General features: G+C 64.0%; 10 protein-coding genes. 7 read left to right on the top strand and 3 right to left on the bottom strand.

The features are described 5' to 3' along the window. Positions 1 to 20: 20 nt before the first annotated feature. A complete protein-coding gene (gene glnE / locus FQ705_RS22860) occupies positions 21 to 2,813 on the bottom strand; it encodes a bifunctional [glutamate--ammonia ligase]-adenylyl-L-tyrosine phosphorylase/[glutamate--ammonia-ligase] adenylyltransferase (protein WP_144144566.1) in 2,793 nt (930 codons plus the stop codon). Positions 2,814 to 2,999: 186 nt separating this feature from the next. Here glnE and FQ705_RS22855 point away from each other — a divergent pair, with 186 nt between their 5' ends. From FQ705_RS22855 to FQ705_RS22825, 6 genes are all read left to right on the top strand, one after another. Continuing rightward, the gene (locus FQ705_RS22855; RefSeq protein ID WP_144144564.1) at positions 3,000 to 7,211 is read left to right on the top strand and encodes a YhdP family protein; all 4,212 of its coding nucleotides are present in this window, start codon (positions 3,000 to 3,002) and stop codon (positions 7,209 to 7,211) included. Between the two features lie 127 nt (positions 7,212 to 7,338). Beyond that, on the top strand, positions 7,339 to 8,202 hold the full coding sequence (locus tag FQ705_RS22850; RefSeq protein ID WP_144144562.1) for a carbon-nitrogen hydrolase family protein: 864 nt from the start codon (positions 7,339 to 7,341) through the stop codon (positions 8,200 to 8,202). Positions 8,203 to 8,303: 101 nt separating this feature from the next. Beyond that, positions 8,304 to 9,770 (top strand): metalloprotease TldD, encoded by a 1,467-nt coding sequence (gene tldD, locus FQ705_RS22845; RefSeq protein WP_144144559.1) that lies wholly within the window; start codon positions 8,304 to 8,306, stop codon positions 9,768 to 9,770. Positions 9,771 to 10,102: 332 nt separating this feature from the next. After that, positions 10,103 to 11,176, top strand: a complete 1,074-nt coding sequence (gene aroG, locus FQ705_RS22835) for a 3-deoxy-7-phosphoheptulonate synthase AroG (protein WP_144144557.1) — start codon at positions 10,103 to 10,105, stop codon at positions 11,174 to 11,176. 184 nt (positions 11,177 to 11,360) lie between these two features. Further along, entirely contained in the window at positions 11,361 to 11,699 is a 339-nt protein-coding gene (locus FQ705_RS22830; protein WP_144144555.1) for a type II toxin-antitoxin system RelE/ParE family toxin, read from the top strand. Between the two features lie 3 nt (positions 11,700 to 11,702). Further along, positions 11,703 to 12,035 (top strand): helix-turn-helix domain-containing protein, encoded by a 333-nt coding sequence (locus tag FQ705_RS22825; protein WP_144144553.1) that lies wholly within the window; start codon positions 11,703 to 11,705, stop codon positions 12,033 to 12,035. A 34-nt stretch (positions 12,036 to 12,069) separates the two neighbouring features. On the opposite strand, the gene hmpA is transcribed toward FQ705_RS22825, so the two are convergent. Together hmpA and FQ705_RS22815 are read right to left on the bottom strand one after the other, a co-directional pair. Next, positions 12,070 to 13,275, bottom strand: coding sequence for an NO-inducible flavohemoprotein (gene hmpA / locus FQ705_RS22820; protein ID WP_144144551.1), 1,206 nt, complete (start codon positions 13,273 to 13,275; stop codon positions 12,070 to 12,072). A 96-nt stretch (positions 13,276 to 13,371) separates the two neighbouring features. After that, positions 13,372 to 13,926, bottom strand: coding sequence for a cob(I)yrinic acid a,c-diamide adenosyltransferase (locus FQ705_RS22815; RefSeq protein WP_144145754.1), 555 nt, complete (start codon positions 13,924 to 13,926; stop codon positions 13,372 to 13,374). 174 nt (positions 13,927 to 14,100) lie between these two features. On the opposite strand from FQ705_RS22815, the gene FQ705_RS22810 reads away from it, so the two are divergent. Beyond that, entirely contained in the window at positions 14,101 to 15,516 is a 1,416-nt protein-coding gene (locus tag FQ705_RS22810) for an FAD-linked oxidase C-terminal domain-containing protein (protein ID WP_144144549.1), read from the top strand. The last annotated feature ends 71 nt before the right edge of the window (positions 15,517 to 15,587 follow it).

The following is a 15,587-nucleotide window of genomic DNA, read 5'->3' as shown; positions in this document are numbered from 1 at the left end:
TGGAACGCGGCGCCCCCGCCTCAGCCAAACACCCGCTTCCACAACGCCAGCACCGCTTCCCGCTCGGTCGTCACCCGCGCCGGATCGACCCGCGCCTTCTCCATGCCGTCGAGCCGCAGCTTGTGCTGCAACTTGCGGTACGTGCGATACGCCGCCCCAACCGTCTCGGCTTCCGCTTCGCTCATCAGCCCGAAGCGCGACACCTCCCGCAGCAACGCGATGTTGCCGGTATTGCGGATCAGCTCGGCATCGCCAGCCGCGTGCAACAGCACCCAATACTGCACGGTGAACTCGATATCGACCATGCCGCCGCTGTCGTGCTTCAGATCGAACAACGCCGTGTGGTTCGGATGCCCCGCCTCCACGCGCGCGCGCATCTCGACGATTTCCTTCGCGAGCGGCGCGGCTTCGCGCGGCGTGGTCAAAACCTGTTCGCGGATGGCCTCGAACCTGACGCCGATCTCGGCATCGCCCGCGCAGTAACGCGCTCGACTCAGCGCCTGGTGCTCCCAGACCCACGCTGTATTGGCCGCATCGCCCTCACGTAATTGGTAGCGGCGGAACGCGTCCAGATCGGTGACGAGCAGCCCCGACTCGCCGTTCGGCCGCAAACGCAGATCGACGTCGAACAGCGTGCCGGCGCCCGTCGCGGTCGTCAGCCAGGTGATGAGCCGGCGGGTGTAGGTGGAATAGATCTCGGCCGCGGCATCGTCGGGGTCGTCGTAGAGGAAGATCACGTCGAGGTCCGACGCATAACCCAGTTCCTTGCCACCCAACTTGCCGTATGCGATCACCGCGAAGCGCGGCACTTCGCGATGCCGCTTCGGCAACTGGTTCCAGACGGCCTGAAGCGTGACGTCGAGCACCGCGTCGGCAAGTTCCGACAAGCGGTCGCTCACATGCTCGACGCTCAGCTTGCCCGCCAGATCGATGAGCAGAATGCGGAACACCTCGGCCTGATGCGCGTGCCGCAACAGGTCCATCTGCTGCTCGACGCCGTCGGCCGCCGCGAGCCGCAGGCGCAGCGTGCGTTTGAACTCCGGCCAGTCGAACGGACTGTTGATGGCCTCGTCGTCCAGCAATTCATCGAGCAACTGCGGATGGCGGATCAGATAGCCCGCCGCCCAGCGCGAACCGCCCAGCACCGACAACACCCGATGCAACGCTTGCGGATATTCGGTCAGCAGAGCCAGATACGCGCCGCGCCGACTCACCGCTTCGAGCAGGTCGAAAAAGCGCGCGACGGTATCGCCGCGACGCTCGGGCGGCTCCAGCGTGCGCGCGGCTTCGAGCGCCCGTTGCGCGACGACGTCGAAACGTTGCCGGCTACGCTCGGCCAGCCCCGCATAGCGCGACGAGCCCCAGATCCCGCGCAACCGCGCCAGCAGGTCGGCCGGTTCGGCGATCCCCAGTTCGACGAGCCGTGCGTGGAGCGCTTCGTCGGCACTGTCGTCGGCGAGCGCACTGCTCCAGATCCAGGCGGCGGCGCCGTCTTCGGGCGCGCCGCAGCCGTCGCGGCCGTTCACCTTGTCGGCAAAAATCTGGTCGAACTGCTGTTCGACGAACTCGCGATGCGCGTCGAGCCGCGTCATCAATGCCGCGTAATCGTCGCAACCCATCGCGTGAGCCAGCGCCACGCGCTCTTCGGGATCGACCGGCATGGCGTGGGTTTGCGCATCGTTACGGTATTGCAGACGATGCTCGAGTTCGCGCAGGAAGCGATACGCCTGCGAGAGCTTCACGCACACCGTCGTGTCGATCAGGCCGTGCGTGGCCGCGTGGCGCAGGACGGCCAGCGTCGGCCGGACCCGAAAGCCCGCGTCCTGGCCGCCGCGAATCAACTGGAACACCTGCGCGCTGAATTCGATTTCGCGGATACCGCCGCGCCCGAGCTTGATGTCGTCGGCCTTATCCGGCCGCATCGACGCACGGCGCTGCGCTTCCTGACGAATCTGCAGATGCAGCGCGCGAATCGCGCTGATCACACCAAAGTCGAGATACCGGCGGTAGACAAACGGCATGACGATCGCGTCGAGTTGCTTCTGCAGACGCTGCGCCGAATCGCTCGCCGCCTCGGACACGAGCCGCCCCTTGATCCACGCATAGCGTTCCCACTCGCGGCCCTGCACGTAAAAATATTCTTCCAGCATGCCGAGACTGCACACGAGCGGCCCCGAATCGCCATTCGGCCGCAAGCGCATATCGACCCGGAACACATAGCCGTCGGCGGTCACTTCGGCGAGCGCGCCGATCAGCCGTTTGCCGAGCCGCGAAAAAAAGTCCTGCGTCGCAATCGGCGAACGCTGAGCGCCGGCGGTCTCGCCGTCCTCTTCATAAACGAAGATCAGATCGATATCCGACGACACGTTCAGTTCGCGGCCGCCCAGCTTGCCCATGCCCACCACGCCGAGCGAGAGCCGCTCGCCTTCGGGCCCGCGCGGTTCGCCGAACAGCGCTTCGAGTTCGGCGGACAACACCGCGAGCGCCCGCTGGATCGTCGTCTCGGCCAGGTCCGTCATCGCACCGGTGACCTCGGCGACATCGGCCTCACCCGCCAGATCGCGCTCCATCACGGCGCAAAACACCTCGGTTCGCAACTGACGCAAGGCCCGTTTGAGTGCATCCTCGCTCAGCGGCGCAGCGGCCGCGCCGGCGGCTTCGGCACACAACACGTCGAAGCGCGCGTCGATGCGCTCGCGCGTCAGCGGGGCGCAGGCGAGCGCCTCTACTTGCGCCATGAGTGACGGACGGGCCGTCACGGCGCGTGCTGCATAGTGTGAATAGCTGGAACTCAGGAGAGTAGCGTCGGTCATCAGGGGTCTGGCTCGCTCGTTGCTTGGTCAGCGTTGGTCAGTTCGCCGCAACACACGGGTCAAGCACCGTCGCGCAGGTCGCGAGGCGGCATGCAGACAGGGTTTGCCGGAAGTCCGTAGAGGCTTTCCCGTGTGTTACATTTCGTCGTTAATTCGCAAAACTACCATACGCCCACCCGCCGCAGCATGTCCGAGCGAAACGAATCCGCCGACCCGCACGAAACAGGGCAGGTCCGGCCTGTGAGCGGAAGCGACCACATCGTGCTGCGTCGGACCTTGCACGTGGTTCTGGCGATCGCGCTCGTCCTCTACTTCATCGCGGCGGCCCTCTTTCTTGGCCTGCGTTACGTGGTGCTGCCGCGCGTCGACTCGTTCCGCCCGCGCATCGAAGCCACCGTCTCGGACAAGCTGCACACGCAGTTCACCATCGGCAAGCTGGCGCCGCACTGGAGCGGCTTTCAACCCGGCCTCGACGTCACGAATATCGTCATCCGCGATCATGAAGGCAACGCCGCGCTGACGATTCCGCATGCCACCGCTACGCTCTCGTGGAAGTCGCTCTGGCAATTTCATCCAGCGCTGTCGAGCCTGATCGTCGACGAACCGGACGTGCTGGTTTCGCGCAGCAGCGACGGCGTGATGTCGGTGGCTGGCGTGCCGATTCCGACCCGGCACAGCGGCAACGACACCTTATCCACCTACCTCTTGCGTCAACAGGCCATCGTCGTGCGCGGCGGCGTGCTGCGCTGGCGCGATGCGGAGCACGACGCGCCGGAGCTCGCGCTGCGCGACATCCGCATCGCCATTCTCAACGACGGCTATGAGCACCGGCTAGCGCTGCAAGCCCCCGCCGACGGCCACGTCCTGCACGGTCCGATCGATTTCCGCACGCACTTCCGCCACGCTCCGCTCTCCGCGATCGGCAAGCCGATCAACTGGGCCGGCCAGGTTTACATGTCGACCGGCCCGGTCGATCTGCCGACCCTCGCGCGCTACATCAACCTGCCGATCGAGACATTCGCCGGCCGTATCGACAACGCCATCTGGGCCGACTTCGCCGACGGTCGCATGACCTCGGCGAGCGGCCAGCTGGCCGGCACGGACATCGCGATGCGCGTGCGCCCGACCCAGCCGAAGCTGCTCGTACCGATGGCCAACTTCTCGTGGCGTGTCGAAGCCGATCAGGGCGACTACAAGGTGCAACTGAGCAACATGCACGCCGAACTCGGCCAGCCGCCGCTCGACGACGGCACGCCGCTCACCCGCACGCTGGTCTTCGATGCGCTCGACGGCCGCTACCGGACCGCCACGCAGCAACGCGGCCAGTTGCTCAGCGTGAGCGGCGACCGGGTCGACCTGGGCATCCTCGCCGAATTCAGCCGCGCGCTGCCGCTCCCGCGCCGTCTGCTGAACAATCTGGTGCGCTTCAATCCGCGCGGCCTCGTGGCCAACTATGTGATCGAGGTCGAACGCGGCAAGCCGGAGTCCGGCGAAGCGGGCAGCGACCGTTATCCGACCGGCGCCGAGCCGATCGAGCGCTATCGCTTCAAGGGCGATCTGCAAGGGATCAGCGTCGCCGCGCAGGAGCCGCCGCCGGGTCTGACGCCGCTCAATCACCCGCGCGCGGGCATCCCCGGCATCGAAAACCTGTGGGGCACCGTCGACGCGGACGAAAACCACGGCAGCGCCCTGCTCGACACGTCGAACGTCGCCATCACGCTGCCGGGCGTGTTCGACGATCCGCGTCTGAAGCTCGACCACCTGCACGGTCGCGCCGACTGGACGATCACCCCGAAAGCGCCCGGCGAAAATCATCCGGCCTTCACGGTGAAGCTGGCCGACTTCGGCGTTTCCAACGCGGATGTCGCGGCCACCGCCACCGCCGACTACAGCAACCCCGGCCACGGACGCGGCTCGCTCGACCTGAAGGCCGACTTCCAGCGCGCGCAGGTTCCGCGCATCGCCCGCTATCTGCCGACCAGCATCACCGAGAAGCTGCGCATTTATCTGGGCCACGGTTTGCAAGCCGGCGTGTCGCACGGCGCAACGATCGAAATACACGGCGACCTGACCAAATTCCCCTATTCGCGCGACCCCGGCGCGGGGCTCTTCCATATCGTCGCGCCGTTCAAGGGCGGCAAGTTCGACCCGACGCCGTTCCCGCCGCGCAAGATGCGCAACGGCACGCCGAACTTCTGGCCGGCGCTCGACGGCATCGACGGCGTGTTCGAGTTGAAGCAGAACGTGATGCGCTTCGACATCGACCGCGCGCATTACAAGCAGGTCGCGCTCACGGGCGTGAACGGTAAGATCGACGACCTCGGCACCAAGGCGTCGAGTCTTATCATCAGAGGCAACGGGCGCGGGCCGCTCGCCGACATGCTCGACTACGTCAACGACAGCTCGCTCGGCATCATGGCGAAACACCAGACCGAGAAAGTGCATGCCGAAGGCGCGGCGTCGCTCGCGCTCAAGCTCACCGTGCCGCGCACGCCGATGCCGCATATCGGCGTGGAAGGCGCGGTCGGCTTCCAGAACAACCGTCTGACGGTCGACAACGTGCCGCCGCTTTCGCAACTGAACGGCAAGGTGCAATTCACCGAACATACGGCGCGAGTCGACCGCCTCTCCGGGCAATTTCTCGGCGGCGACGTCCACGCGAACGGCGGCATGAACCAGAACGGTACGTATGCGCTGGATCTCGGCGGCCACATCGCCGTGGATGCCGCGCGCAGTCTCAATCTGCACGGTCCGGCCGCGCAGGTGCTCACGCGCATGAGCGGCAGCGCGCCTTATGCGCTGAACGTACGCGGCGCCAAGGGAAAACTGCCGGAAGTGACGGCGAACTCCGACCTGACGGGCCTCGCGCTCGACTTTCCGGCGCCGTTCAACAAGCCGGTCGGCACGCCGATGCCGCTGCACTTCGACGTCAGCCCATCGAAGGCGATGGGCGACGCCGGTCTGGAACGCGCCGATCTCACCTTCGGGCCGATCGCCGCGACCTATCTGTTGCGCTATCAACCGAAAACGCCGCCCGTGGTCGTGCGCGGCGCCGTGGGCGTCAACAAGCCGGCCGATCTGCCGACCGAGGGCGTGATCGCCGCCGTCGACATCGAAGCACTCGACGCGGATGCCTGGCGTGCGCTCATCGCGCAGATGCGCAGCAAGGAAGCGCCTGCCGCCGTCAGCGGCACGGCTACCGCGGCCGCGGTCCCGCCGCCCGCGCCGAATCCGACGCTCACGCAATTCCTGCCGAGCCGCTTCGCCGTCCATATCGATACGCTGACCTTGCTCAAGCGTCATTGGGACAGCGTGATCGTCGGCGCCTCGCATGCGGACGGCAAATGGCAGGCGAATATCGCCTCCAACCAGGTGTCCGGCCACGTCTCCTGGCTGCCCGGCGCGACCAAAGAGTCGCCGGGCACGCTGCAGGCGCGCTTTGCCCGCGTCGTGATTCCGTCGGCCACCGACAAGGACCTGCTCGGCCAGGCGATGTCGGCGCCGGCGCAGAACATGCCGTCGATCGATCTGGTAGTCAACGAGCTGATCGTGCGCGATCGCAATATCGGCCGGCTCGAAGTGGACGCGCACAACTTCGACGAAGACGGTGTGCCGGTCTGGCAACTCGACAAGCTCGACATCACCAACCCGGCCGCCACGCTGACCGCCACGGCAAACTGGCGGACCTCGACGGACGCAGGCAACAACGCCGACGAAACCACCCCGCGCCGCACGGTGTTCGACTTCAAGCTCGATATCAAGGATGCCGGCGCGCTGCTGGAGCGCTTCGGCCAGCCGCGCACGCTCAAGGCGGGCAGCGGCTCGCTGTCGGGCAAGGTGGTGTGGCAAGGCGGCCCGACCAAGATCGACTATCCGACCTTCAACGGCAATCTGGCCGTCGACCTGCGCCACGGGCAGATTCTCAAGGTCGATCCGGGTGTGGCCAAGCTGCTCGGCGTGCTGAGCCTGCAAAGCCTTGCTCGCTTTGCCACGCTGAATTTCCGCGACGTGATCGGCGAAGGCCTGCCGTTCGAGCATGTCACCGGCACCGCGCAGATCCATAACGGGATCGGCCGCACCGAGAACTTCGAGATGGTGACCGCCCCGGCGCGCGCCAATATGAAGGGTTCGGTCGACCTCGCGCAGGAAACGCAGAACCTGCAGGTGCAGATCATCCCGACCGTCAGCGCGGGTGCCGCCGTGGTCGCCGCGACCGTGATCAACCCGCTGCTCGGGCTGGGCGCGCTGGTGGCCGATCTGGCCTTCAGTCACTCGGTCTCGCATGTGTTCGCACGGGAGTACGACATCACCGGCTCCTGGTCGAAACCGCACATCGAGCGGGTGAAGGGCGATCGCGGTAAGATGGACGCTCCGGCTTCGACCGTGGAAGCGCACTGAGCCGCATTCGACCCTTTGCCTGGTCGAACGAGCGCAGTGCCGCACCGGCGGCCCAGCCAGCCTTGAACGACGTATGCGGCGCAAATGATTCGCGCCGCCGCCTTGCCGGGAGTTTTTCGAAACGCTCATGAGCGAAACACACGTCTCTTCAAACGCGGCCCAGGCGGTCGCAAGCGGTAACCCGGAAACCAGCTTCCGCGTCGCCGCCCTGCAGATGGTGAGCACGCCGGATCGCGAACGCAATCTGGCCGAGGCGGAGCGCCTCATCGCCGAAGCCGCCGCCGACGGCGCCCAACTGGTCCTGCTGCCGGAATACTTCTGCTTCATGGGCTTCAAGGACACGGACAAGCTGGCCGTGCGCGAAGCCTATCAGGACGGCCCGATCCAGCGCTTTCTCGCCGACGCCGCGCGGCGTCACAAGGTGTGGGTGATCGGCGGCACGCTGGCGATTACCGCGCCGGAAGCGTCGCGGGTGCTGAACACCACGCTGGTGTTCGACCCGCAAGGCAACGAAGCCGCGCGCTACGACAAGATCCATCTGTTCAGCTTCGAAAAAGGCGAGGAATCGTTCGACGAGGCACGCACCATCTGCCCCGGCGGCGAGGTCCGCACCTTCGAGGCCCCGTTCGGCCGGGTCGGCCTTTCGGTCTGCTACGATTTGCGCTTTCCGGAGCTGTACCGGCGTATGGGCGACTGCGCGCTGATCGTGGTGCCGTCGGCGTTCACCTACACCACCGGACGCGCGCACTGGGAAATGCTGCTGCGCGCGCGGGCCGTCGAAAACCAGTGTTACGTGCTGGCCGCGGCGCAAGGCGGCAAACACGAAAACGGCCGCCGGACCTGGGGCCACAGCATGCTGATCGACCCGTGGGGCGAAATCGTCGCGGTGCGTGACGAAGGCGCCGGCGTCGTCATCGGCGATCTCGAACGGGCGCGCATCGACGAAGTGCGGCAGAGTCTGCCGGCCTGGCGTCACCGCGTGCTGAGTTGATCCCATCGATCACCGCCTGACATTGAAACTGCGGCGTCCCCGACTCATATAGGGAAGGTGGCGCTAACCGAATCCTTCGTATCGAGCAGAACATACTTCGCATGAACATCATCGAACCCGGTATCCGTAATCTCGCGACCGCCAAGGACATCCTCCTGACGCCCTACGGCCTCGACGAATCGCTGCTCACCCGCACGCTCGCCGAAATCTTCACGCACCGCATCGATTACGCGGACCTGTACTTTCAGGCGACCCGCAGCGAAGCGTGGAGTCTCGAAGAAGGCATCGTGAAGTCGGGCAGCTTCAGCATCGACCAGGGCGTCGGCGTGCGCGCCGTATCGGGCGACCGCACGGCGTTCGCGTACTCGGACGACCTCTCGCCCGAAGCGATCCGCCAGGCCGCATTGGCCACGCGTTCGATCGCCAAGGCCGGCGGCGGCAAGCAGAAGATCAAGGTGGCTTCGTCGCTGACCGGCATTGCCGGGCGCGATCTTTACCTGCCGTCCGATCCGCTGCATTCGCTCGACGCCACCGCCAAGGTCAAGCTGCTCGAACGCGTCGAGCAAATGGCGCGCGGCCGCGATCCGCGCATCCAGCAAGTGATGGCCGGCCTTGCCGGTGAATACGACGTGGTACTGGTGGCCCGCAGCGACGGTGGCTTTGCGGCCGACATCCGTCCGCTGGTGCGCGTCTCGGTCACGGTGATCGCCGAACAGAACGGCCGTCGCGAGATCGGCAGCGGCGGCGGCGGTGGCCGTTTCGACTACGGCTATTTCACGGACGAAGTGCTGTCGCGCTACGTCGACGACGCCGTGCATGCGGCGCTCGTCAACCTCGACGCGCGTCCGGCGCCGGCCGGCGCGATGACCGTCGTGCTTGGACCGGGCTGGCCTGGCGTGCTACTGCACGAAGCGATCGGCCACGGTCTCGAAGGTGACTTCAACCGCAAGGGTTCGTCGGCGTTCGCCGGACGCATCGGCGAACAGGTTGCGGCCAAGGGCGTCACGGTGGTCGACGACGGCACGCTGCCGAACCGTCGCGGCTCACTCAATATCGACGACGAAGGCAATCCGACCCAATGCACCACGTTGATCGAAGACGGCATCCTGAAGGGCTACATCCAGGACACGCTCAACGCGCGTCTGATGAAGATGCCGGTCACGGGCAATGCGCGTCGTGAATCGTACGCGGCGCTACCGATGCCGCGCATGACCAACACCTACATGCTCAACGGCGACAAGGACCCGCAGGAAATCATCGAATCCGTGAAGAACGGTTTGTATGCGGTGAACTTCGGCGGCGGCCAGGTCGATATCACGAACGGCAAGTTCGTGTTCTCGGCCTCCGAGGCGTACATGATCGAAAACGGCAAGATCACCTACCCGGTGAAGGGCGCAACGCTGATCGGTAGCGGCCCGGAATCGCTCAAGTACGTCAGCATGATCGGCAACGACATGAAGCTCGATTCGGGCGTCGGCGTATGCGGCAAGGAAGGTCAGAGCGTGCCGGTGGGCGTCGGCCAACCGACTCTGCGGATCGACCGGATGACGGTTGGCGGCACTGCCTGATTTTGTAGCAAACGCATACTTCGTGCATACAACGCGCGAAGTATGCGGATTCCCCGCATTTTTAACCCTTGCAGCTTGCACGCGCCGCCTGCACGGGTTATAAAGTCACTCACCCTATTTGACCAGCGACCCATTTCGCCATGTCCGCCAAGTTTTACTTTTACTTTTTTTGGTATCTCAGACCGCTGGCGGATCGAGAGGGGTGTTAGTGCACGCAGGACACCAGAATTCCCGAAAAACCGCCAGCTGAGTCTGGCGGTTTTTTTTTGCCTCATGCCTTTGAAACCCTATTCGACCGCGAACACGCTACGAACCGATTCAGGAGAACAACCATGCCCCCGCACAACACCGACGATGTCCGTATCCGCGAATTGAAAGAACTCACGCCGCCCGCTCACCTGATCCGCGAATTCGCCTGCGATGAAACGGCGTCGAACGTGATCTATCACTCGCGCACCGCGATGCATCGCATTCTGCACGGCATGGAAGACCGCCTGATCGTCATCATCGGACCGTGCTCGATTCACGATACGAAGGCAGCGCTGGAATACGCCGGACGTCTCGTCGAGCAGCGCAAGCGCTTTGCCGGCGAGCTCGAAATCGTGATGCGCGTGTACTTCGAAAAGCCGCGCACGACGGTGGGCTGGAAGGGTCTCATCAACGACCCGTACATGGACAACAGCTTCAAGATCAACGACGGCCTGCGCACCGCGCGCGAGTTGCTGTTGCGTATCAATGAACTCGGCCTGCCGGCCGGTACCGAATACCTCGACATGATCAGTCCGCAATACATCGCCGATCTGATCTCGTGGGGGGCGATCGGCGCGCGCACGACGGAATCGCAAGTGCATCGCGAACTGGCTTCGGGCCTGTCGTGCCCGGTCGGCTTCAAGAACGGCACGGACGGCAACGTGAAGATCGCCGTCGACGCCATCAAGGCCGCGTCGCAACCGCACCATTTCCTGTCGGTGACGAAGGGTGGGCACTCGGCGATCGTCTCGACCGCCGGCAACGAGGATTGCCACATCATTCTGCGCGGCGGCAAGACGCCGAACTACGACGCGGACAGCGTGAACGCTGCGTGCGCGGATATCGGCAAAGCCGGTCTTGCTGCGCGTCTCATGATCGACGCAAGCCACGCCAACAGCTCGAAGAAGCATGAGAACCAGATTCCGGTGTGCGCGGACATCGGCCGCCAGATTGCTTCGGGTGACGAACGAATCGTCGGCGTGATGGTGGAATCGAACCTCGTGGCCGGTCGCCAGGATCTGCAGGACGGTTGCGCGCTGACGTATGGCCAGAGCGTCACCGATGCCTGCATCGGCTGGGACGAAAGCATCGCCGTGCTGGAAGGTCTCGCGGAGGCGGTCAAGCAACGCCGAGTGGCGCGCGGCAGCGGTAACTGACTGACTCACTGCCCAACTGCTGTAGTTGAAAAGCCCGGCTCGATGAGCCGGGCTTTTTTATTGGCCGAACGGACGAATGGTGGGAAGCGGACTGCCTCGGTACCGTAACGACTCGTCGCCGGGTCGTGGATGACTTGACCTGGCGGGTTGTTACGTATAATATTTTGTACATGGATGGCATGTCATGCGGGACGAAAAAGAAATTCGCTGGTTAGGTTCCAGCTATCGCGATTTACTCGCCTTCCCCATCGAGCCGCGTCGACTTGCCGGGTTTCAGCTTGGCAAGATTCAGGCAGGTTTAGACCCCGACGACTGGAAGGCACTGGACTCGATTGGCGCGGGCACGCGTGAAATCCGCATCAGAGATCCAGACGGTATTTTTCGCGTGATGTACATATCGAAATTTCCCGAAGCGTTTTATGTACTGCATTGCTTCCAGAAGAAGACTCAGCAGTTGAGTCACCGTGATAGAGAGATTGCGGAAACGCGGTATCGCGCCATCGTTAACCATAGGAAACCTTAAGAAATGACGATCGACACAAAAATTCGTCACGTGACCAAGCCCGGTGCCAATGTGTTTCTCGAACTCGGCTTTTCCACGGAAGAAGCGAGACGCCTGCACGCCGCGTCGCAAAAGGAAATCAACGACACGCGCCTGCTCAAGGAGCAACTCATGACCGAGCTCTCGAGCTGGATCGACCAGCATCAATTGAAGCAGGCTGAGGCCGCTGAGATTCTGATGGTCTCGCGCCCGCGCGTATCCGACGTGGTTAACAAAAAGACCACCAAGTTCACCATCGATACGCTGGTCGAAATGTTGGGACGCATCGGCAAGCCGGTCACGCTGGCGGTCGGCTGAGGCGCGCGACTCGCCATGCGTCACCGGTATTGATTTACTGAACCACGCCTGAGCCGAACACTTCCGTGTGAATGCGCGCGGCGTCCACGCCGAGCGCCGCCAGCGCATCGCATTGGGCACGCATGAACGGCACCGGGCCGCAGATGTAGTAGTCCGCGTCGGGCAGGATCACCTTGTCGGCAATCTTCGTCACGTCGAGGCGACCTTCGAAATCATGGTCCACGCCAAGGCGATCCGCCGCATCAACCGCTTCGTAGAATATCGCGCGGGTTACGTTGGGACTTGCAGCAATCGCGTCGTCGAGCCACTGCTTGAATGCGTGCACGCGTCCGTTGCGGCATGCATGCGCGAAGGTCACGCTGCGCGCGCTTTGATCGGCCAGCAACGTGGACAGCATCGCAGTCATCGGCGTCACGCCTACCCCGCCGCTCATCAGCACCACCGGCGTCGTTTTCTTGCGATCCAGCATGAAATCGCCCATCGGCGCACTCACGTGCACGATCGCGCCCACTTCGACACCGTCGTGCATCAGGTTCGACACGTGGCCGGGCGCGATGTCCTCACGGCCCGCTTCACGTTTGACCGAAATCCGCAGCCACTTGCCGTTCGGTGCGTCGGAGAGACTGTATTGCCGTGGCTGATCCACGCCCAGTTCGTCCACGAAACGCTTCACGCTCAGATACTGGCCGGGTTCGAATCCGCACGCGGGCGAGCCGTCCGCAGGCGTCAGATAGAACGAGGTGATTTCGTCACTCTCCACTTCCTTACGCGCCACCCTGAACGGACGGAAGCCGCTCCACGGCGCGCTTTCATACAACTTCGCCTCCGTGCCGACAAAGATATTGGCCAGTTGGCCGTACGCGACCTCCCATGCACCGAGCGTCTCCTGATCGACGGCGTCGCCGAGCACATCGACGATTGCGCCGAGCAGGTGACGTCCCACGATCGGGTAGTGCTCCGGGCGGATATTCAGGCTGACGTGCTTATTGGCAATGCGCGTCACCGTCGGCCCTAGCGCACCGAGATTGTCGATATTCGCGGCATAGGCGTACACGGCGCGCGCCAGCGTTTCCGGCTGACTACCGCTCTTTTGGTGCGTCTGGTTGAAGACATTCTTCAACTCGGGATGATGTGCAAACATGCGCTTGTAGAAATGCCGCGTGATGGTCGCGCCATGTTCGGCGAGCACGGGAACGGTGGCCTTGACGCGGGCAATCTGATCAGCAGTGAGAGTGGTCATGGGTACGTCTCCTTAAAGATGCATTTACAATACATCTTTAAGGAGACGCTTTCGCCACGACAGATTGTCGCAGGCAAAGCCGCTGTTGGAAGCGTGTCAGGCGGGCGGGCGCTCGCGTTGCCACAGCACGTCCATGCCGCCGTCCGCGCGATTGAGCACGCGCGCAAGCACGAACAGCAGATCGGACAAGCGATTCACATATTGACGCGGCGCAGCATTAAGCGGTTCCTTCTCGCCCAACGCGACGATCGCCCGTTCAGCACGACGACAAACCGTGCGGCAGACATGCGCCAGCGCCGCCGGGCGCGAGCCGCCCGGCAGAATGAATTCCTTCAGCGGCGGCAAGTCGGCGTTGTAGTCGGCGAGCCAACCGTCGAGTTGGGCAAGATGCCGCTCGGTGATCATCGTATGACCGGGAATGCACAATTCGCCGCCCAGATCGAACAGGTCGTGCTGGATCGCCACCAGCGCCGAGCGCACCGTGTCGGGCAACGTTTCACACAGCAGCACGCCGAGGTTCGAATTGAGTTCGTCGACATCGCCAATCGCGGCTATCCGCACGCTGTCCTTGCGCACGCGTGCGCCGTCGCCGAGTCCGGTGGTGCCGTCGTCGCCCGTGCGGGTTGCGATCTTGCTCAAACGATTGCCCATGATGTCTCCCATGCATTCAGTGACGATGCCATCGCGTTTATCCATATTGCGCGCATCGTGAAGTCGCCGCCATTATAGGAGCGCAAGCCGGCGCCGACGCCGGCCCACGGGCGGACGGCGTAAAATGAAGTACTTGCTGTGAATACCGCTCTGCCCAGAAATCAGGAGACATGCGTGAACCATCCCGTGCCGCCGGCCCCGCTGCGCCGGCCGTTTCCCGCTGAATTGCTGAACGCGCTCAAGGCCGCTTTCGCTGAACGCGTGTCGGTTGCCGAAGCCGTGCGCGCCCATCATGGCCGCGACGAGTCGCCGTTCGATCCCCAACTGCCCGACGCCGTCGTCTTCGCGCATACGACCGAAGACGTGCAAACCATCGTCACGCTGTGCGGCCAGTACAACGTGCCGATCATTCCCTACGGCAACGGTTCGTCGCTCGAAGGCCATTTGCTGGCCGTGCAAGGCGGCGTGTCGATCGATCTGTCGGCAATGAACCGGGTACTGTCGATCAACGCCGAAGACCTCACGGTCACCGTCGAACCCGGCATCTCGCGCAAGCAGCTGAACGAAGCGCTGCGCGACACGGGCCTGTTCTTCCCGATCGACCCCGGCGCGGACGCGAGTATCGGCGGCATGTCGGCCACGCGTGCGTCAGGCACCAATGCCGTACGCTACGGCACGATGCGCGAGAACGTGCTCGGACTGACCGTCGTGCTGGCCGATGGCCGCGTGATCAAAACCGGCACGCGGGCACGCAAGTCGTCGGCGGGTTATGACCTCACGCGTCTGTTCGTCGGCTCGGAAGGCACGCTCGGCGTAATCACGGAAATCACCGTGCGCCTGTATCCGCAACCGGAAGCGGTGTCGGCCGCAGTCTGCGCATTCCCGTCGATGGGCGATGCCGTGCGCGCCGTGATCGAAACGATCCAGATCGGCGTGCCGATCGCGCGCGTCGAGTTCGTCGACGCCCTCGCGATCCGCTCGATCAACCGTCATTCGAATCTGACGTTGCGCGAGGCACCCACGCTCTTCTTCGAATTCCACGGCACGCAAGCCGGTGTGAAAGAGCAGGCGGAGTCGGTGCAGGAAATCACCGCGCAAAACTCGGGCGAAGGTTTCGAATGGGCCACCCGTCCTGAAGATCGCAGCCGTCTCTGGAACGCCCGCCACAACGCCTATTTCGCGATGCTGCAACTGAAGCCCGGTTGCCGCGCCGTCACGACCGATGTCTGCGTGCCGATCTCGCGTCTCGCCGAATGCGTGGTGGAGACGGAGGAGGATCTAAAAGCGTCGCCGCTGCCCTGCCCGATCGTCGGCCATGTCGGCGACGGCAACTTCCACGTGGCGATCCTGATCGATCCCGACAAGCCGGAAGAACTCGCCGAAGCCGAGCGCCTGAATCATCGCATCGTGCAACGCGCACTGCGCATGGACGGCACCTGTACCGGCGAGCACGGCGTCGGCCTGCACAAGATGGGCTTTCTGCTCGAAGAACACGGCGACGTCGCGGTCGACACGATGCGCTCCATCAAGCACGCGCTCGACCCGCACAATCTGATGAACCCCGGCAAGATTTTCAGCTGGGCAGCGTGACGCGTTAAACGGGTCCGCCGCCTGGCCGCGGACGCATCCGCGCAAGACCAAAAAAACACGATGGGTGACAG

Origin of the sequence: Paraburkholderia sp. BCC1884 (genome assembly GCF_900996225.1) — a bacterium.
GTDB lineage: Bacteria > Pseudomonadota > Gammaproteobacteria > Burkholderiales > Burkholderiaceae > Paraburkholderia.
The sequence above is the reverse complement of the archived record's forward strand: the minus strand, read 5'-3'. Positions and strand labels throughout refer to the sequence as shown.